This is a genomic window from Escherichia sp. MOD1-EC6300, from assembly GCF_002965045.1.
In the GTDB taxonomy this organism is placed as follows: domain Bacteria; phylum Pseudomonadota; class Gammaproteobacteria; order Enterobacterales; family Enterobacteriaceae; genus Escherichia; species Escherichia coli_F.
The window spans coordinates 16,213-34,776 of sequence record NZ_PTRH01000022.1; the positions used below are offsets into that span (position 1 = coordinate 16,213).

The window sequence follows — 18,564 nt, forward strand, 5'->3', positions numbered from 1 at the left end:
TGACCTTCTTCAGCGACTGTCTTTCAGGCAGTCGCTGAAGTTTCTTTACCGGCGTATAGTGTCCACAGGAAAACTACACACTGGATCTCTCATGTCTGCCGCAGGAAAGAGCAACCCACTGGCAATCAGTGGCCTGGTTGTGCTCACACTTATCTGGAGTTATAGCTGGATTTTCATGAAGCAAGTCACCAGCTACATCGGTGCCTTCGACTTTACCGCTTTACGCTGCATTTTCGGCGCTCTCGTTTTATTCATCGTCCTTTTATTACGCGGTCGCGGCATGCGCCCGACGCCCTTTAAATACACCTTAGCCATTGCCCTGTTACAAACCTGCGGGATGGTTGGCCTGGCGCAGTGGGCGCTGGTGAGCGGCGGAGCAGGGAAGGTGGCAATCCTGAGCTATACCATGCCATTCTGGGTGGTGATTTTCGCCGCGTTGTTTCTCGGTGAACGCCTGCGACGCGGGCAATATTTCGCGATTCTCATTGCCGCTTTCGGCTTATTTTTGGTGTTGCAGCCGTGGCAACTCGATTTATCTTCGATGAAAAGTGCCATGCTGGCAATCCTCTCCGGTGTGAGTTGGGGGGCGAGCGCGATTGTTGCTAAACGTCTGTATGCCCGCCATCCGCGCGTGGATTTATTGTCGCTAACATCCTGGCAGATGCTGTATGCGGCGCTGGTGATGAGCGTAGTCGCTTGGCTGGTGCCGCAACGTGAAATTGACTGGCAGCCCACCGTGTTCTGGGCGCTGGCCTACAGTGCGATTCTGGCGACAGCGCTGGCCTGGAGTTTATGGCTGTTTGTATTGAAAAACTTACCCGCCAGTATCGCCAGCCTAAGCACGTTAGCAGTTCCTGTTTGCGGCGTACTCTTTTCCTGGTGGCTGCTCGGTGAAAATCCCGGCGCGGTTGAAGGCAGCGGTATTGTGCTGATTGTGCTGGCACTGGCGCTGGTGAGCCGTAAGAAAAAAGAAGCCGTCAGCGTAAAAAGGATCTGAATTTTTTACAGGTGGGGCGAGCGCTCATTTAGCAAAATACCGATAGTGCCCCACCATCTGCCAACTAAACAGCACGTCTTCTTCCTGCGCGCCTGCGCCAATGTTATGTATCACCAGCGGCGTACCGTCGCGGGCGAAGCCATCTGAAACCACCCCAATATGTGCCAGCCCATTATCTAATCGCCAGGAGACAATATCGCCCGCTTGGTAGTCACTGGCGTTTTTGCTGGTGGGGCGCGTTTTATCGTGGCGGGTAAACCAGGTTTCCAGATTAGGCACCCGACGGTGATCGATGTTGCTGTCCGGGCGCTTTAACTGCCACTTTTGCGGATAATCGGCAAAATTCTTCGCCATATCTTCGTGAACCAGTTTCTGCAAATCGACCTTCTGGCTGCGCAGAGCACGGATCACCACATCGGAACATACACCGCGTTCTTGTGGGACATCACCGCCAGGATAAGTAAGCTGCACATACGCCGGATCGTAAAATAGCGTGCTGCCAATTTGCTGTCTGGCACCGTCTGCGATGGCAAGATTGGTGTTGGCCTGGATTTGTACCACGGTTGGTGGAACAGCGGGAGATTTTAAGGAGTAACTGGTAAATACCGTCAGAAGACTGAACAACGCCAGTGAAGCTTTCATCTGTTTCGTCCGTGAAAAAATATTCACAGATTCGACCTTCAGGGCTAACGATTGTTCTGTGGAGAAAATGTCCAGAAGCGGATAAAAAACTCCCGAACAACGTGGGAGTTTCAGATTACTGGCACAGAGTGCCGGATGCGGCGTGAACGCCTTATCTGGCCTACAAAAGCACGAAAATTCAATATATTGCAGAGATTGCGTAGGCCTGATAAGCGTAGCGCATCAGGCAGTTTTGCGTTCAAACTCCCGGACAAGCCGGGAGTTTGGCATAGGTTATTCCCACTCTTGCAGGAAACGCTGCCCGTATTGGTCAGCTACCAGCAGTGCGGCGTAAACCTGATCTGGCGTCGCGCCGCCAGGCATGTTGTGGATGGTTTCACCTTCTGCACATGCCGCTTCTGCCACAATTCGCATTTTCGCCGGGACATCTTCTTTAATATCCAGTTGAGCGAGCGTTATTGGCAAACCTACCGCATGGCTAAGTGCAGCTACGGTTTCGATTTCTTCCACCGGCGCATTTTCCAGAACCAGCTGGGTCAGCGTACCGAATGCCACTTTTTCACCGTGATAATAGTGATGGGCATCAGGGATTGCAGTCAGGCCGTTATGCACCGCGTGCGCCGCCGCCAGCCCACCGCTTTCAAAGCCAACGCCGCTCAAATAGGTGTTCGCTTCAATCACGCGTTCCAGTGCTGGAGTTACTACATGCTGTTCGGCGGCAAGCATCGCTTTTTCGCCTTCTTCCAGCAGCGTGTTGTAGCACAGTTCAGCCAGCGCCAGCGCTGCCTGAGTACACTCACCGCCCGCCATTGTGGTCGCACCGCTACGAGAGCAAGCACGCGCTTCAAACCAGGTCGCCAGCGCATCGCCGATACCCGCCGCTAACAGACGTGCAGGTGCGCCCGCGACGATTTTGGTGTCGACAATGACCATATTCGGGTTATTTGGCAACAGCAAATAGCGGTCAAACTCACCATCATCGGTGTAGATAACAGACAGCGCGCTGCACGGCGCGTCGGTAGAGGCAATAGTCGGTGCGATCGCTACCGGAACACCCATGAAATGTGCCAGTGCTTTGGCAGTATCGAGGGTTTTTCCGCCACCGATACCGAGAATTGCGCCACACTGCGCAGTCTCCGCGATGCCACGCAGACGGTCGATCTCATTTTGCGAACATTCACCGCCAAACGGCGCAATTTCTACTACCAGTCCAGCATCTTTAAAGCTTTTCTCGACAGTGGATTGAGCAAAACCTAAAACAAATTTGTCACCCACCACTAACCAGCGTTCTGCCAGCGGCTTCAGGTACTCGCCCAGACGATTAATGACATCTGCGCCCTGGATGTATTTACCCGGTGATTGAATAATGCGGTCCATAATTGCTCCTTTAGAGATGAGTAGTGCCAAATGCGGCATTCCAGTCGTGCTCAAACTTCTCTATAGCCGACTCTACCGCAGGAGTGTTGAGCATTTGTTGCGCTACATCTAAGGGTAGGGTGATGGACTCACATCCTGCCAGCAAACAATCCAGCGCCTGACGCGGTGTTTTAAAGCTGGCAGCCAGCACCATGCTTTCTGGCGCGTGCATTTCCAACAGCGCTTGCAGCTCCTGAACCGTACGAATGCCGTCACCGCCCTGGGCGTCGACGCGGTTAACATACGGAGCAACATATTTTGCCCCTGCCAGCGCGGCTAATAACCCTTGTGCGGCGCTATATACAGCGGTGCCAAGTGTAGTAATACCCTCTTTTTTCAGCATCTTAATGGCGGCCAGACCTTCGGAAGTCACCGGGATTTTCACCACGATGCCCGGAATGGCGTCGCGCAGGCGCTTCGCTTCTTCCACCATCCCCTGCGCGTCACGACTCATGGTCTGAGCAAACAAAATACCCTCATCACCAATCGCTTTTTGCAAACGCGGCAGTACTTCCCAGATGGACTCCTTGCTGGCCGCGATAATGCTCGGGTTAGTTGTTACCCCGGCAATCGGGAATATGCGTGCCAGACGTTCGACTTCTGCGACGTTAGCGGTGTCCAGATACAGTTCCATGATGTTTCCTTTTACAGTTCCAGTTCATGTTGCAGCAGGCTGGCGATAGCGTCGGCAGAGGCGGCGTTAACCAGCGCGTTACGGAATTCTTCGTGCATGATGCGGCGAGCGAGGCGCGAGAAAATGCGCATATGCTGATCGCCGGCAGCGTGTTTGTTAAGGGTTAACATAATGATGAATTGTGCTTCATCATCGCCCCAGCGCACTGGCGCTTGCAGACGCGCCACGCTGATGGTGGACTGCTCAATGTGTTCTGATTTGCTGTGTGGAATGGCAAAACTAAAGCCCAGACCGGTAGAGAAAACGGCCTCGCGCGCCCACAAGTCGGCTTCCAGTTTACGCGGATAGCGGCAGCGGCCCGCCAGCAGCAGGTTATCGGTCATGCCTTTGAGCACTTCTTCTTTGCTGCGCCAGTCGCTTTCCAGCGTGATGCACTCGGCGGTGACCAACGGTGCGTCCTGTTGCGTCATGCGGAATTGTGCCAGCAGGTGTTCCACTTCCAGCGAAGTACGGCAGGCCATTGCCTGGTTGAGTAACTGGCGGCATTCGCGGCTATCAAGTTGCGCCATCCGCGCTTTCGCCGCCGGAATTGACGGTGCACTCATGCTCAACTCATCCAGCCCTAAACCGACCAGCAACGGCAGCACGGAACCTTTCGCCCCCAGTTCACCGCACAGACCAATCCATTTGCCCTGGCGATGCACTGCCTGCACGGCGTAATCAAGCGCTCGTAAGAATGCCGGATTCAGGCTGTTGTAGTGACGAGTTACCTTAGCGTTATCGCGATCCACTGCCAGCAGATATTGCGTCAGATCATTACTACCAATACTAAAGAAATCAATCTCTTCACAGCATTGATCGATGATGAACATTACTGACGGCACCTCAAGCATGATACCGAGCTGGATCTTCTCATCAAACGGAATGTGTTCGTTACGCAGCTGCTGTTTAGCTTCCGCCAGTTTTTCTTTCACCCATAAGATCTCTTCCATTGAAGAGATCATCGGGATCATGATTTTCAGGCTGCCATGAGCGGAGGCGCGCAGGATCGATCGTAGCTGCGTGGTAAACAACGAGGCGTACTCTTCATAAATACGTACGGCGCGATAACCGAGGAACGGGTTTGCCTCTGCGGGAATATTCAGATAATCAACGGGTTTGTCACCGCCAATATCCATAGTGCGCACAATAATGCTGCGTCCGTTGGCGGACTCCAGCGCCTGACAAAAAATGTTGTACAGCTCGCTTTCGCCCGGTGCACTGGTGCGATCCATATAGAGCATTTCAGTGCGGAACAAACCAACGCCTTCCGCACCATTGCCGAATGCGGCCTGCGCTTCGACGGAGTGAGCGATGTTAGCGGCAATTTCAATGCGGATACCGTCAGCGGTACGGGCTTGTTGGGTCAGCCAGACACGCTGTTGCTCACGAAGGGCGTTCTGTACGCGGGCTTCTTGCTGATAATAACGGGCTACGGCTTCTCCAGGATCAACCACAATCGCCCCAGCGTTGCCGTCGATATAAATCGTTTGATGCTGCCACGGAGTAAGGGCATCAATATCCACACCAACCAGCGTCGGAATGTTGAACGAACGGGCAAGGATCACCGTGTGTGAGGTAGTGCCGCCACTTTTGAGCAACAATCCTTTGAGGTGATTTTTATCCAGTTCGAGGAACTGGCTAGGGGTCAGTTCATCCGCCATACAAATGGCGGGCTGCGTCAGCTTGCCCGGTGCCGGAAAGCGTTTCTCGCCGTAGATTTGCTGGAGTAACTGGAAGCAGACATCGCGCACATCCAGCGCGCGTTCTTGCAGGTAGCTGCTGCTGGAACGGGCGAACTCTTCGCAAAAGTGATTCGCACTGGCGACAATTGCTTCGGCGCAGCTTAATCCGGCGCTGACGCCTGCCAGTAAATGTTCGCGCAGGGAAGTATCGCCAGCCAGGGAGCGGTGAGCTTCCAGAATCGCGCTGGTAGCACCGTCGCTATCCAGCAGACGAAACTCAATATTTTTCAGTACCAGCGTCAGGCCGTTTTCCAGCGCGGATTGCTCGGCGTCAACGCCGTTGGTTGCGGGGAGGTTACCCAGCGCGTTGAGATCTAAAGAAGAGATTGGCGTCAGAATGCCGCCTGCGCTACCACTGCATACGGTGCGGGCGCGGATAATACGCGGATTCAGGTTGGTTAATGATACCGGCAGCGGCTCCAGTTCGTCAGATTTTATTTCCGCCAGCGGCGCGTCGCAGTGGGGAAATTCATCGCGCAGCCATTGGCTTAAACGCTGATGCGCTTCCTGTTCATCGGCCCCGGAAATCAGTAACTGGCAGCTATCGCCCACCAGCGTATCGGTGCCAATCAGCGCAAGGGCGCTTTTGGCGTTGCCCTTGCGGTCAGTGCGCAGGTTATGCCACTCAATTTGTGATGAAAAAGTATTACACAGCGTTTCAACGTGGCTTGCCGGACGGGCATGTACGCCGTTAGGTAGCTCACAAATAAATTCCACAATCAGGGCCATTGCCTCTCTCCCGGTACGGTTTTCTGTTTACAGGATAAGAGCGCACGGCAACGGCCTGCCATGTGACAAAACTGCCAAAAGCTGGACAAATGTAATGTAACCGTCAATTTGCGACACGTCTCACAAGACGCCGTTTTGCGGCAGGCTTCCGGGTTATCGCAAGTTATGAGGCGGATCGCATTTTTGTACTGATATTACAAAAGTCCAGTAAATGGCCTTTTTATCCACTGTTTGCTCTGCCTGCGATTGCCTATTGTTTCCTTCATCAAAAATATGGACATGGGCTTTCACAAGCCCGGGAGCAGCTTATGAATGAGTTGGTGCAGATCCTGAAAAATACCCGTCAGCATTTAATGACGGGCGTTTCACACATGATTCCCTTCGTGGTATCGGGCGGTATTTTGCTGGCGGTTTCCGTCATGTTGTATGGCAAAGGTGCAGTGCCGGATGCCGTAGCCGATCCGAATCTGAAAAAACTGTTTGATATCGGCGTTGCGGGGTTGACGCTGATGGTGCCTTTCCTCGCAGCGTACATCGGTTATTCCATTGCAGAACGTTCTGCGCTGGCTCCGTGCGCCATCGGTGCCTGGGTTGGTAACAGCTTTGGCGCGGGCTTCTTTGGTGCGCTGATCGCAGGGATTATCGGCGGCATCGTGGTGCATTATCTGAAGAAAATTCCGGTGCATAAAGTTCTGCGCTCGGTGATGCCAATCTTCATCATTCCGATCGTCGGCACACTGATTACCGCTGGTGTCATGATGTGGGGACTGGGCGAGCCGGTGGGTGCGTTGACCAACAGCCTGACTCAGTGGCTACAGGGGATGCAGCAGGGCAGCATTGTCATGCTGGCGGTGATCATGGGTCTGATGCTGGCGTTCGATATGGGTGGTCCGGTTAACAAAGTGGCCTATGCCTTCATGCTGATTTGCGTTGCTCAGGGTGTATATACCGTGGTGGCCATTGCTGCCGTGGGTATTTGTATCCCGCCGCTGGGGATGGGGCTGGCGACGCTGATTGGTCGTAAAAATTTCTCCGCAGAAGAGCGCGAAACCGGCAAAGCGGCGTTGGTGATGGGGTGTGTTGGGGTTACTGAAGGGGCGATTCCTTTCGCCGCTGCCGATCCGCTGCGTGTCATTCCTTCCATCATGGTCGGTTCAGTTTGTGGTGCAGTGACTGCGGCGCTGGTCGGTGCGCAATGCTATGCAGGCTGGGGTGGTCTGATTGTGCTGCCTGTGGTTGAAGGCAAGCTGGGTTATATCGCAGCAGTGGCTGTCGGGGCAGTAGTGACAGCAGTTTGTGTGAACGTGCTGAAAAGTCTGGCGCGTAAAAATGGGCCTTCGACTGATGAGAAGGAAGACGACCTGGATCTGGATTTTGAAATTAATTAATTGAGGAACGAGCCATGACGAAAATTATTGCAGTAACCGCATGTCCATCTGGTGTTGCCCATACTTATATGGCGGCAGAGGCGCTTGAAAGCGCTGCGAAAGCGAAAGGTTGGGAAGTGAAAGTAGAAACTCAGGGCTCGATTGGTCTGGAAAATGAACTGACTGCGGAAGACGTGGCGAGCGCCGATATGGTGATTCTGACCAAAGATATCGGCATCAAGTTTGAAGAGCGTTTTGCTGGCAAGACCATTGTGCGCGTCAACATCAGCGACGCGGTAAAACGCGCTGACGCCATTATGAGCAAAATTGAAGCTCACCTGGCACAAACCGCTTAAGTCCTTATCCCGCTCGCAAGGGCGGGTTCGCTTCCCCACAGGAGTTCCTCATGACGAATCGTATCTCTCGCCTTAAAACTGCACTGTTTGCTAATACCCGTGAAATCTCGCTGGAGCGGGCGCTGCTTTATACCGCCAGCCATCGGCAAACCGAAGGCGAACCAGTGATATTGCGCCGGGCGAAAGCAACAGCGTATATCCTTGAACATGTTGAAATTTCGATTCGTGATGAAGAACTGATTGCTGGTAACCGTACCGTAAAACCGCGCGCCGGGATTATGTCGCCGGAAATGGCCCCTTACTGGCTGCTGAAAGAGCTGGATCAATTTCCGACGCGACCGCAGGACCGCTTCGCCATTAGTGAAGAAGATAAACGTATCTACCGCGAAGAACTGTTCCCATACTGGGAAAAACGTTCGATGAAAGATTTCATCAACGGGCAGATGACGGATGAAGTAAAAGTCGCGACCAGCACGCAGATTTTCAGTATCAACCAGACAGATAAAGGCCAGGGGCACATCATTATTGATTACCCGCGCCTGCTGAATCACGGGCTGGGTGAGCTGGTGGCGCAGATGCAGCAACATTGCCAGCAACAGCCGGAGAATCACTTTTATCAGGCTGCGCTGTTATTGCTCGAAGCCTCGCAGAAACACATTTTGCGTTACGCCGAACTGGCGGAAACGATGGCGGCAAACTGCACTGATGCCCAGCGTCGCGAAGAACTGCTGACTATCGCGGAGATCTCCCGCCATAACGCCGAACATAAGCCGCAGACGTTCTGGCAAGCGTGCCAGTTGTTCTGGTACATGAACATCATTCTGCAATACGAATCCAACGCCAGCTCGCTGTCTTTAGGGCGCTTCGACCAGTATATGTTGCCGTTCTATCAGGCATCATTAACCCAGGGCGAAGATCCGGCGTTCCTGAAAGAACTGCTCGAATCTTTATGGGTGAAATGCAACGACATCGTGCTGTTACGCTCCACCAGCAGCGCGCGCTATTTTGCAGGTTTCCCGACCGGCTATACCGCCCTGCTCGGTGGGTTAACCGAAAACGGACGTAGCGCGGTGAACGTGCTTTCGTTCCTTTGCCTCGATGCCTATCAAAGCGTGCAATTACCACAACCGAACCTGGGTGTGCGCACTAACGCCTTGATCGACACGCCGTTCCTGATGAAAACCGCAGAAACCATTCGCCTCGGCACGGGTATTCCGCAAATCTTCAACGATGAAGTGGTGGTGCCAGCGTTCCTCAATCGTGGAGTTTCGCTGGAAGATGCGCGCGATTATTCCGTAGTGGGTTGCGTGGAGTTATCTATTCCTGGCAGAACCTATGGTCTGCATGACATCGCGATGTTTAACCTGCTGAAAGTGATGGAAATCTGCCTGCATGAAAATGAAGGTAATGCCACGCTGAGTTATGAAGGTTTGCTGGAACAGATCCGCGCCAAGATCAGCCACTACATCACCCTGATGGTTGAAGGCAGCAATATTTGTGATATCGGTCACCGTGACTGGGCTCCTGTACCGCTGCTCTCGTCGTTTATCAGCGATTGTCTGGAAAAAGGCCGCGATATTACCGATGGCGGCGCGCGTTATAACTTCTCCGGCGTACAGGGGATCGGTATCGCCAACCTGAGCGATTCTCTCCATGCGTTGAAAGGGATGGTTTTTGAGCAACAGCGTTTAAGTTTTGACGAATTGCTGTCGGTATTAAAAGCCAACTTCGCAACGCCAGAAGGCGAAAAAGTCCGCGCTCGCTTAATTAACCGCTTTGAGAAATACGGTAACGATATCGACGAGGTGGATAACATTAGCGCCGAACTCCTGCGTCATTACTGCAAAGAAGTGGAAAAATACCAGAACCCGCGCGGTGGCTACTTCACGCCGGGATCGTATACCGTTTCTGCTCACGTCCCGTTGGGATCGGTGGTTGGTGCGACGCCAGACGGCCGTTTTGCCGGGGAACAACTGGCAGACGGTGGTTTGTCTCCCATGCTGGGCCAGGATGCACAAGGACCAACGGCGGTACTGAAATCAGTCAGCAAGCTCGATAACACGCTGCTTTCTAACGGTACATTGCTGAACGTGAAATTCACTCCGGCGACCCTGGAAGGTGAAGCGGGATTACGCAAACTGGCCGACTTCTTACGGGCATTTACCCAGCTTAAGTTGCAGCATATTCAGTTTAACGTGGTGAACGCTGACACGTTGCGGGAAGCTCAACAGCGCCCACAAGATTATGCCGGGCTGGTGGTGCGCGTTGCCGGATACAGCGCCTTCTTTGTCGAACTGTCGAAGGAGATCCAGGATGACATCATCCGCCGGACAGCGCATCAGCTGTAACGTTGTGGAAACGCGCCGCGATGATGTGGCGCGCATTTTCAACATTCAGCGTTATTCACTGAATGACGGCGAGGGCATTCGTACGGTGGTCTTTTTTAAAGGCTGCCCGCATCTTTGCCCGTGGTGTGCTAATCCGGAGTCGATCTCCGGCAAAATCCAGACGGTGCGCAGAGAGGCGAAATGCCTGCACTGCGCAAAATGTTTGCGTGATGCGGATGAATGCCCCTCCGGCGCATTTGAACGGATTGGTCGCGATATCAGCCTTGACGCGCTGGAGCGGGAAGTGATGAAAGATGACATTTTCTTTCGCGCGTCCGGCGGTGGCGTCACGCTTTCTGGCGGCGAAGTGTTAATGCAGGCGGAGTTTGCTACCCGTTTTTTACAGCGACTTCGTCTGTGGGGCGTGTCATGCGCCATCGAAACTGCCGGAGACGCTCCAGCCAGCAAGCTGTTACCGCTGGCGAAATTGTGCGATGAAGTGTTGTTCGATTTAAAAATAATGGATGCAACTCAGGCGCGGGATGTGGTGAAGATGAACCTGCCGCGCGTGCTGGAGAACCTACGTTTGCTGGTGAGCGAAGGTGTTAATGTGATACCGCGCTTGCCACTGATCCCAGGTTTCACGCTCAGTCGGGAGAATATGCAGCAGGCGCTGGACGTACTGATCCCGCTGAATATCAGGCAGATCCATCTGTTACCGTTTCACCAGTACGGCGAACCGAAATACCGCCTGCTGGGGAAAACATGGTCGATGAAAGAGGTGCCTGCGCCGTCGTCAGCCGATGTGACAACGATGCGCGAAATGGCAGAACGGGCCGGATTTCAGGTTACCGTGGGAGGTTAAAATGGCATACCTGGTGGCAGTAACCGCCTGCGTCAGTGGCGTGGCGCATACTTATATGGCGGCGGAACGGCTGGAAAAGTTGTGCCAGTTAGAGAAGTGGGGCGTCAGCATTGAAACTCAGGGTGCTTTGGGAACGGAGAATCGTTTAGCGGACGAGGATATCCGCCGGGCGGATGTTGCGCTGTTGATTACGGATATTGAACTTGCCGGTGCTGAGCGATTTGAACATTGCCGCTACGTGCAATGCAGCATCTACGCGTTCCTGCGTGAGCCGCAGCGGGTGATGAGCGCGGTGCGTAAAGTGCTTTCTGCGCCGCAGCAAACCCATCTTATTCTGGAGTAGTCGATTTTTCTGTCAGTTGGCTATGGTATTGCCGACGATATTCCGACGGCGAGCGTTCGGTGTTTTTACGAAACAGACGGCAGAAGTAGTTGCTGTCAACAAAGCCGCAGGCGTGCGCCACTTCTTTTACCTTCAGGTCATAGCCTTTCAATAACGTCTTAGCGTGTTCCAGTCGCGTGTGATTCAGGTATTCGTTAAATCCAATAGCCCCCGTTTTTTGAAACAGGTGCGAGAGGTAATTTGGCGAAATATAGAACGCCTGTGCGACAGATTCGCGGGTAAGCGCGGAGGCATAGCGTTCGTCGATATAATCGCGAATAGCTTCGAATAGTGCCTGGCTGCGTGAGGCGGTCTGGATTTGGCTGCCAAGCAAATCGCGGCAGTGGCTAAGCAGGCTAGCGACGATAAGTCTGGCCGTTTGCTGCTCCTGCGACTGCATTTGCATTTCATTGAGCGTTTGTAGCAGAAAAGAACCAATGCGCGGGCCGCGTCGGGCGACGTGTTGCTTCGCCAGATTTTGATATTGTTTGCCATCCCATTGCACGACGCTGAAGCCGAGTTGCTGTTTGCCAAACAGCACGCTAAAGGTAGTGGCGGGGGCTTGCCATTGTGGAAAATTCCAGCCACCAGCGGGAACGTACAGCACATCGCCGGGAACTAACGTTGCGCCAGCGCCGGTATCAACAAATTCACCTTCCAGCACTATTTCCAGCCGTGGAAAATCGACCTGATACGCAAGATCGGGCGCCGGACCGTTGCTGCTGGCAAAGTAAATCTGGCGCAGCGACAGCGGGCCGTTTATCAGGCGGGAGAGCAGATAGCTGACGTCGTGATACATGTTATTCCCTTAGGTATGTAGACGGGAAAACAGTAACTGGCATTATGAAAAAAGGCCACCTGAAAAGTGTGGCCTGATGGGAGTGCGATGTAAACATTGTGCCAGTATCGCATCCGGCAAATAGCGCCAGACGCGATACAAAGGTCATTTACTGATTACCCACCTGATCGCCATACGGCAGAGTGTCGTAATCGATCAGCGCGTTTTTCTTGTACGGGTTACCAATCCAGCGGGTAGTTTCTTTGAACTGCGGATTCACCACTGAACGGGTTGGATCGTAACCGTCGTAAGATAAGCCCGCCAAATCTGACCAGGTGTGGATCAGTTCCGCCAGGCTGTATTTACGATCAACATCCTGCGAGAAATCACGCGGATGAGTTGCCTGCCATTTTTCTGACGTCCACAGCAAGAACGGAATGGTGTACATGTGGCGCGTCGGATTGTCTTCATTACGCCCCTGAGTTTTGTGCGGTGGCGTGTCGTAAACCTCTTCACCGTGGTCAGAGAAGTAAACCAGGAAACCGTTCGGGTCTGCTGCTTTAAAGTCTTTAATCAGGCTGGCAACCACATGATCGTTATACAGGTTAGCGTTATCATAATCGTTATATGACTCCAGCTCTTCTGCGCTTAGTCCCGGCGGAACATGATCGGTATTGCCATCAAACTTGCCCTGATTTTCCGGGTAGCGGTATTTGTATTTGATATGCGTACCCAGCAGATGAACGATGATCAGTTTCTTCGGCGCAGGGTCATTCAGCACTTCCTGGAACGGCTTCAGCACGTTGGTGTCGTATTCACGCGCACTCTGCGTACGTTGCTGGTTCATGTAGTACTGCTTGTCGGTCTGGCGCGAAAATACCGTCAGCATGGTATTGCGGGCGGTCATCGTCTGCTGGTTGGTGATCCAGAAGGTTTTATAACCCGCCTGTTTCATCATGTTCATCAGCGACGGCTGCGTCAGATACAGATCTGGGTTCTTTTCATTGGCAAAAGTCAGCGCCTGCTGCAGGATTTCAATGGTGTACGGACGAGACGTCACCACGTTATTAAACACGGTCAGATTCGGATCGGTTTTATGCAGCGCATCCAGCTCCGGCGTGGTTTCACGCGGATAACCGTACAGACTCATGCGTCCACGCTGGGTCGACTCGCCAATCACCAGCACTAAGGTGCGCGGTTCGTTACCCGATTCATCTTTGAAATTAGCCAGCGGCGGCAAGGCATTATTTTCATTCAGTAGCTTTGTTAGCGAGTTTAGTTGCTGACGATACTGATAATAGCCGGTCAGGAATTGCCACGGTGCGGCAGGCTCCATACGCGATGCCAGGTTATCCAACGTTTTCTCAAACGGCTTGTTTTTGATAAACGTATTCATGGCGATCGGATGCAGAATCAAGCCATAAAGCAGGGCAAAAGAGACAACATAACGCCACGGCTTTGGAATATAGACCGGGCGCAGGCGTGTCCACAGCAGAACTGCCACCGCCGTATAGGCCAGCGCGATAAGCACAATTTTCAGGCTGAAATACTGGCTTAAATACTCGCTGGCTTCGTTGGTGTTGGTTTCGAACATCACAAACAGAACGCTCTGCGAGAACTCCTGACCGTAGATGACGTAGTAGCACAGCGCCGCCAGAGAGGCCGCCCATAACACTACGCCGATTACTGCGGCAATAATTTTAATCCGCTTCGGAAAAAGGAATACCGGGATCAACCACAGCGAACTGAATAACAGCGAGTCGCGAATGCCGTTGGTGCCACTATAGCCACTGATATAAATAATGGCCTGTAGCAAGGTAGAGAAAAACCAAAAGTAGAGCAGTGCCCAACCCAGGGCTTTCCAGCTAAAAAGAGGTTTAGCCTGGACTTCTGTGGAATGCATAGTAAGAACCTGTCTTGAAAAAATATCGCCGAATGTAACGACAATTCCTTAAGGATATCTGAAGGGATATCCAGAATTTGAATAAAATGCAGACAGAAATATATTGAAAACGAGGGTGTTAGAACAGAAGTATTTCAGAAAACCCTCGCGCAAAAGCACGAGGGTTTGCAGGAGGGGGGAAGATTAGCCGGTATTACGCATACCTGCCGCAATCCCGGCAATAGTAACCATTAACGCTTGCTCGACGCGAGGATCCGGTTCCTGGCCTTCTTTTTCTGCCTGGCGGGAGCGGTGTAGCAACTCGGCCTGCAATACGTTCAGTGGGTCGGTGTAAATATTTCGCAGCTGAATAGACTCCGCAATCCACGGCAGATCGGCCATCAGGTGAGAATCGTTGGCAATCGCCAGCACCACTTTGATGTCTTCTTCTTGCAGATTACGTAACTCTTTACCTAACGGCCATAATGCTTTGTCTACCAGACGTTGATCATAGTATTCCGCCAGCCACAGGTCTGCTTTGGCGAAGACCATCTCCAGCATGCCGAGACGCGTCGAGAAGAATGGCCAGTCGCGGCACATGGCTTCCAGTTCGCTCTGCTTGCCATCTTCGACCACTTTTTGCAGCGCCGTACCTGCACCCAGCCAGGCGGGGAGCATCAGGCGGTTTTGTGTCCAGGCAAAAATCCACGGAATGGCGCGCAGTGACTCGACGCCGCCGGTCGGGCGACGTTTCGCCGGACGTGAACCCAACGGCAGTTTGCCCAGCTCTTGTTCCGGCGTAGCGGAGCGGAAGTACGGCACAAAATCTTTGTTTTCACGTACGTAGCCACGGTAGAGATCGCAGGAGATGACTGACAGTTCATCCATAATGCGACGCCAGCTCTCTTTCGGCTCCGGCGGTGGCAGCAGGTTGGCTTCCAGAATCGCCCCGGTGTACAGCGACAGGCTGCTAACGGTGATTTCTGGCAGACCATATTTAAAGCGGATCATCTCGCCCTGTTCGGTCACGCGCAGGCCGCCTTTCAGGCTTCCTGGCGGTTGTGACAGCAGCGCCGCATGGGCAGGTGCGCCGCCGCGACCAATGGAACCGCCGCGGCCGTGGAACAGCGTCAGTTCAATACCCGCTTTTTCGCAGGTTTTGATTAATGCATCCTGTGCCTGATATTGCGCCCAGGAAGCCGCCATCACCCCCGCATCTTTTGCTGAGTCGGAATAGCCAATCATCACCATCTGTTTGCCCTGAATCAGGCCGCGATACCAGTCGATATTGAGCAACTGGGTCATGACATCGTTGGCGTTGTTCAGGTCATCAAGGGTTTCAAACAGCGGTGCAACCGGCATCGCAAATCCAATACCCGCTTCTTTCAGCAGCAGGTGTACAGCCAGTACGTCGGACGGCGTTTTTGCCATCGAGATCACGTAGGCGGCAATGGAACCTTGCGGTGCTTCAGCAATTACCTGACAGGTATCAAGTACTTCGCGCGTTTCGGCGCTCGGTTGCCAGTTACGCGGCAGAAGAGGGCGTTTGGAGTTCAGTTCGCGGATCAGGAACGCCTGTTTGTCGGCCTCTGACCAGCTTTCGTAGTCGCCGATGCCGAGGTAGCGGGTCAGTTCGCCCAGCGCTTCGGTATGACGGGTGCTCTCCTGACGGATATCAATACGGACCAGCGGTACACCGAAACATTTCACGCGGCGCAGGGTGTCGAGCAGATCGCCGTTGGCAATAATACCCATGCCACACGCCTGAAGGGACTGGTAGCAAGCGTAGAGCGGCTCCCACAGTTCTTCGTTCTGCGTCAGCAGACCCTCTGGTTTTGGTACTTCTTCACCTTTCAGGCGCGCTTCCAGCCATGCCTGTGTCGCCATCAAGCGGGAACGCAGGTTTTTCATCAGATAGCGATACGGTTCTGCGGCACCTTCTTCGCCGACCAGCGCCAGCAGTTCCGGAGTTGCTTCAACCATCGACAGTTCAGAAACCAGAACTTGAATATCTTTCAGGAACAGATCGGTGGCTTTCCAGCGGCTGAGCAGCAGGACGTGGCGGGTGATATCGGCAGTGACGTTCGGGTTTCCGTCGCGGTCGCCGCCCATCCACGAGGTAAAACGCACCGGAACAAATTCGACGGGTAGTTTGTAGCCGAGGTTCTCTTCCAGTTGTTCGTTCAGTTCGCGCAGGTAATTCGGTACGCCTTGCCACAGGCTGTTTTCTACTACGGCAAAGCCCCATTTGGCCTCATCTACCGGGCTTGGGCGCAGCTTACGGATTTCATCGGTATGCCATGACTGGGCGATCAACTGGCGCAGGCGGCGCATCAGTTGGTTATGTTCGTAGTCGGCGATATCTTTGTTGTCGAGCTGTTTTAAGCAGGCGTTCACTTCCACCATTTTGTGGATCAGCGTACGACGGGTAATTTCGGTTGGGTGAGCCGTGAGGACCAGTTCCAGCGACAGCGATTCCACTGCTTTTTTGATGGTGTCTTCGCTCAGTTCCGGCTGGTTTTTCAGTTTACGCAGGGTGCGGGCGATCACTTCCGGATTGTTGGCTGCTTCGCCTTTCGGCGAAATGCTATGGTATTGCTCGGCGGTGTTAGCCAGATTCAGGAACTGACTAAACGCACGCGCAACGGGCAGCAGCTCGTCGTTCGACAAATTTTGTAAAGTGGTGAGCAACTCCTGGCGGTTAGCATCATTGCCAGCGCGTGAAGATTTGGACAACTTACGGATAGTTTCAACGCGTTCAAGAATGTGTTCTCCCAACGCATCCTTGATGGTTTCCCCCAGCACTTTGCCGAGCATACTGACATTACTACGCAATGCGGAATATTGTTCGTTCATATTACCCCAGACACCCCATCTTATCGTTTGATAGCCCTGTATCCTTCACGTCGCATTGGCGCGAATATGCTCGGGCTTTGCTTTTCGTCGTCTTTTATAAAGCCACGTAAAAGCGATGACGTCAAATGCTGCGAAATCGCTTCAGCAAACGAATAAATAGCAGGAATTTACGCCATTAAATTCACGACGCTTTAAATAAGCGTAACTTATGGGAATGTTAAAAATTCGCCGCACATAACACCAAAAGTGTAGGTCGGATAAGATGCGTAAGCATCGCATCCGACATTATTGCGGCGCTGGCGTTTGACAACGGTGCCGGATGCGGCGTAAACGCCTTATCCAGCCTGCGTTTTAATGCCAGCAGAAATGGTGAATTACCTGGGTGATAAGCTCACGGGTGGGCTTGATAAAACGCGTCTCCAGGTATTCATCAGGTTGATGGGCCTGATTAATTGAGCCAGGGCCTAGCACCAGTGTCGGGCATAATGTCTGAATAAACGGCGCTTCGGTACAGTAGTTAACCACTTCGGTCTTTGCTCCGAGCAATTTCTCAACCACTTCAACCAGTTGATGATTTGGCGGGCATTCATAGCCTGGGATCGGTGGGTGCAACTCTTCGACCGTCAGACGACCCGGCCAGCGTTCGCTCACCGGCGCCAGCGCGTCGTTGAGCAAGCCGTTAAGTTCATTGAGCGTCATGCCAGGCAGCGGACGAATATCCATATGCAACTCACAACAAGCGCAAATTCGGTTAGAGGCGTCGCCGCCGTGAATATGCCCGAGGTTGAGCGTGGGGTATGGCACGGTAAACGCTTCATAGTGATAGTGTTCTTTCAGGTTATCGCGCAATTGCAAAATATGGCCAATGGCGTCGTGCATCAGTTCGATAGCGTTAACCCCGCGCGACGGATCGCTGGAGTGGCCCGACTGACCCATAATTCGAATGGCATTTGAGATGTGGCCTTTATGCGCGCGTACCGGTTGCAGCGACGTTGGCTCGCCAATGATGGCGCAATCCGGGCGCAGGGCGGTAGTTTCGGCAAAATAACGCGCTCCGGCCATACTGGTTTCTTCATCGGCAGTCGCCAGAATGTAGAGCGGCTTTTTCAGTTTCGTGACGTCGACGTCGCGCAGCGCATCGAGGATAAACGCAAAGAAGCCTTTCATGTCGGCAGTGCCTAAGCCGTAAAGCTTGCCGTCATGTTCCGTCAGCGTAAACGGATCGCGCGTCCAGCGCCCATCATCAAACGGTACGGTATCAGTATGACCGGCCAGCAGCAGGCCGCCAGCACCCTGTCCGCAACTTGCCAGCATATTAAATTTGTTGCGAGTTCCTGGCACGGGCTGCACTTCCACATTGAAGCCCAAATTTTTAAACCAGCCCGCCAGCAGAGTGATTAAATCTGCATTGCTTTGATCGAGAGCCTCTTCCGTAGCGCTTATTGAAGGTGTGGCAATCAGAGCGCGGTAAATCTCGATAAATGGCGGTAATTTGTTTTTCATTGTTGACACACCTCTGGTCATGATAGTATCAATATTCATGCATTAA

The 18,564-nt window shown here is 53.1% G+C and carries 14 protein-coding genes; 6 read left to right on the forward strand and 8 right to left on the reverse strand.

Annotated elements, in window-relative coordinates; all coding sequences use genetic code 11:
- Nucleotides 1–91 precede the first annotated feature (91 nt).
- Nucleotides 92–997, forward strand: coding sequence for a cystine transporter YijE (gene yijE, locus BGE37_RS22470; protein ID WP_105288459.1), 906 nt, complete (start codon nucleotides 92–94; stop codon nucleotides 995–997).
- A 24-nt stretch (nucleotides 998–1,021) separates the two neighbouring features.
- Here the strand turns inward: yijE and BGE37_RS22475 are convergent, their stop codons facing one another.
- The 4 genes from BGE37_RS22475 to ptsP all read right to left on the reverse strand — a co-directional run bounded on the left by BGE37_RS22475 (nucleotide 1,022) and on the right by ptsP (nucleotide 6,202).
- Nucleotides 1,022–1,639, reverse strand: coding sequence for a DUF1287 domain-containing protein (locus BGE37_RS22475; RefSeq protein ID WP_105288460.1), 618 nt, complete (start codon nucleotides 1,637–1,639; stop codon nucleotides 1,022–1,024).
- A gap of 273 nt (nucleotides 1,640–1,912) precedes the next feature.
- On the reverse strand, nucleotides 1,913–3,016 hold the full coding sequence (gene gldA, locus BGE37_RS22480; protein WP_105288461.1) for a bifunctional L-1,2-propanediol dehydrogenase/glycerol dehydrogenase: 1,104 nt from the start codon (nucleotides 3,014–3,016) through the stop codon (nucleotides 1,913–1,915).
- A 10-nt stretch (nucleotides 3,017–3,026) separates the two neighbouring features.
- Nucleotides 3,027–3,689 carry a fructose-6-phosphate aldolase gene (fsa, locus tag BGE37_RS22485; protein ID WP_000424845.1) on the reverse strand — a complete coding sequence of 221 codons (663 nt, stop codon included), beginning with the start codon at nucleotides 3,687–3,689 and terminating at the stop codon, nucleotides 3,027–3,029.
- Between the two features lie 11 nt (nucleotides 3,690–3,700).
- Nucleotides 3,701–6,202, reverse strand: coding sequence for a phosphoenolpyruvate--protein phosphotransferase (gene ptsP, locus BGE37_RS22490; RefSeq protein WP_105288462.1), 2,502 nt, complete (start codon nucleotides 6,200–6,202; stop codon nucleotides 3,701–3,703).
- Between the two features lie 308 nt (nucleotides 6,203–6,510).
- Here ptsP and BGE37_RS22495 point away from each other — a divergent pair, with 308 nt between their 5' ends.
- From BGE37_RS22495 to BGE37_RS22515, 5 genes are read left to right on the forward strand one after another with little or no spacing between them, the layout of a single operon-like run.
- On the forward strand, nucleotides 6,511–7,590 hold the full coding sequence (locus BGE37_RS22495; RefSeq protein ID WP_105288463.1) for a PTS fructose transporter subunit EIIC: 1,080 nt from the start codon (nucleotides 6,511–6,513) through the stop codon (nucleotides 7,588–7,590).
- A gap of 14 nt (nucleotides 7,591–7,604) precedes the next feature.
- Nucleotides 7,605–7,925, forward strand: a complete 321-nt coding sequence (locus tag BGE37_RS22500) for a PTS fructose-like transporter subunit IIB (protein WP_000161265.1) — start codon at nucleotides 7,605–7,607, stop codon at nucleotides 7,923–7,925.
- Between the two features lie 50 nt (nucleotides 7,926–7,975).
- Complete coding sequence (locus tag BGE37_RS22505) at nucleotides 7,976–10,273, forward strand: formate C-acetyltransferase (RefSeq protein WP_105288464.1); 2,298 nt, start codon at nucleotides 7,976–7,978, stop codon at nucleotides 10,271–10,273.
- A complete protein-coding gene (locus BGE37_RS22510) occupies nucleotides 10,239–11,117 on the forward strand; it encodes a [formate-C-acetyltransferase]-activating enzyme (protein ID WP_105277512.1) in 879 nt (292 codons plus the stop codon). Before BGE37_RS22505 ends, BGE37_RS22510 begins: the two co-directional genes overlap by 35 nt.
- Before the next feature lies 1 nt (nucleotide 11,118).
- A complete protein-coding gene (locus BGE37_RS22515) occupies nucleotides 11,119–11,460 on the forward strand; it encodes a PTS fructose-like transporter subunit IIB (RefSeq protein WP_000323849.1) in 342 nt (113 codons plus the stop codon).
- On the opposite strand, the gene BGE37_RS22520 is transcribed toward BGE37_RS22515, so the two are convergent.
- The 4 genes from BGE37_RS22520 to argE all read right to left on the reverse strand — a co-directional run bounded on the left by BGE37_RS22520 (nucleotide 11,447) and on the right by argE (nucleotide 18,518).
- Nucleotides 11,447–12,298, reverse strand: a complete 852-nt coding sequence (locus tag BGE37_RS22520; RefSeq protein ID WP_105277511.1) for an AraC family transcriptional regulator — start codon at nucleotides 12,296–12,298, stop codon at nucleotides 11,447–11,449. The genes BGE37_RS22515 and BGE37_RS22520 overlap by 14 nt on opposite strands.
- A 148-nt stretch (nucleotides 12,299–12,446) precedes the next feature.
- Entirely contained in the window at nucleotides 12,447–14,180 is a 1,734-nt protein-coding gene (locus BGE37_RS22525) for a phosphoethanolamine transferase CptA (RefSeq protein WP_000556307.1), read from the reverse strand.
- Between the two features lie 183 nt (nucleotides 14,181–14,363).
- Entirely contained in the window at nucleotides 14,364–17,015 is a 2,652-nt protein-coding gene (gene ppc / locus BGE37_RS22530; RefSeq protein WP_105288465.1) for a phosphoenolpyruvate carboxylase, read from the reverse strand.
- A gap of 351 nt (nucleotides 17,016–17,366) precedes the next feature.
- Nucleotides 17,367–18,518 (reverse strand): acetylornithine deacetylase, encoded by a 1,152-nt coding sequence (gene argE / locus BGE37_RS22535; protein WP_105288466.1) that lies wholly within the window; start codon nucleotides 18,516–18,518, stop codon nucleotides 17,367–17,369.
- Nucleotides 18,519–18,564: the final 46 nt, after the last annotated feature.

Bases quoted from the DNA above. Each gene is read 5' to 3' on its own strand.
- BGE37_RS22525 (WP_000556307.1), bottom strand. From the start codon at position 14,180: ATGCATTCCACAGAAGTCCAGGCTAAACCTCTTTTTAGCTGGAAAGCC.
- ppc (WP_105288465.1), bottom strand. From the start codon at position 17,015: ATGAACGAACAATATTCCGCATTGCGTAGTAATGTCAGTATGCTCGGC.
- fsa (WP_000424845.1), bottom strand. From the start codon at position 3,689: ATGGAACTGTATCTGGACACCGCTAACGTCGCAGAAGTCGAACGTCTG.
- argE (WP_105288466.1), bottom strand. From the start codon at position 18,518: ATGAAAAACAAATTACCGCCATTTATCGAGATTTACCGCGCTCTGATT.
- BGE37_RS22510 (WP_105277512.1), top strand. From the start codon at position 10,239: ATGACATCATCCGCCGGACAGCGCATCAGCTGTAACGTTGTGGAAACG.
- BGE37_RS22520 (WP_105277511.1), bottom strand. From the start codon at position 12,298: ATGTATCACGACGTCAGCTATCTGCTCTCCCGCCTGATAAACGGCCCG.
- BGE37_RS22475 (WP_105288460.1), bottom strand. From the start codon at position 1,639: ATGAAAGCTTCACTGGCGTTGTTCAGTCTTCTGACGGTATTTACCAGT.
- BGE37_RS22505 (WP_105288464.1), top strand. From the start codon at position 7,976: ATGACGAATCGTATCTCTCGCCTTAAAACTGCACTGTTTGCTAATACC.
- BGE37_RS22495 (WP_105288463.1), top strand. From the start codon at position 6,511: ATGAATGAGTTGGTGCAGATCCTGAAAAATACCCGTCAGCATTTAATG.
- BGE37_RS22500 (WP_000161265.1), top strand. From the start codon at position 7,605: ATGACGAAAATTATTGCAGTAACCGCATGTCCATCTGGTGTTGCCCAT.
- gldA (WP_105288461.1), bottom strand. From the start codon at position 3,016: ATGGACCGCATTATTCAATCACCGGGTAAATACATCCAGGGCGCAGAT.
- yijE (WP_105288459.1), top strand. From the start codon at position 92: ATGTCTGCCGCAGGAAAGAGCAACCCACTGGCAATCAGTGGCCTGGTT.
- ptsP (WP_105288462.1), bottom strand. From the start codon at position 6,202: ATGGCCCTGATTGTGGAATTTATTTGTGAGCTACCTAACGGCGTACAT.
- BGE37_RS22515 (WP_000323849.1), top strand. From the start codon at position 11,119: ATGGCATACCTGGTGGCAGTAACCGCCTGCGTCAGTGGCGTGGCGCAT.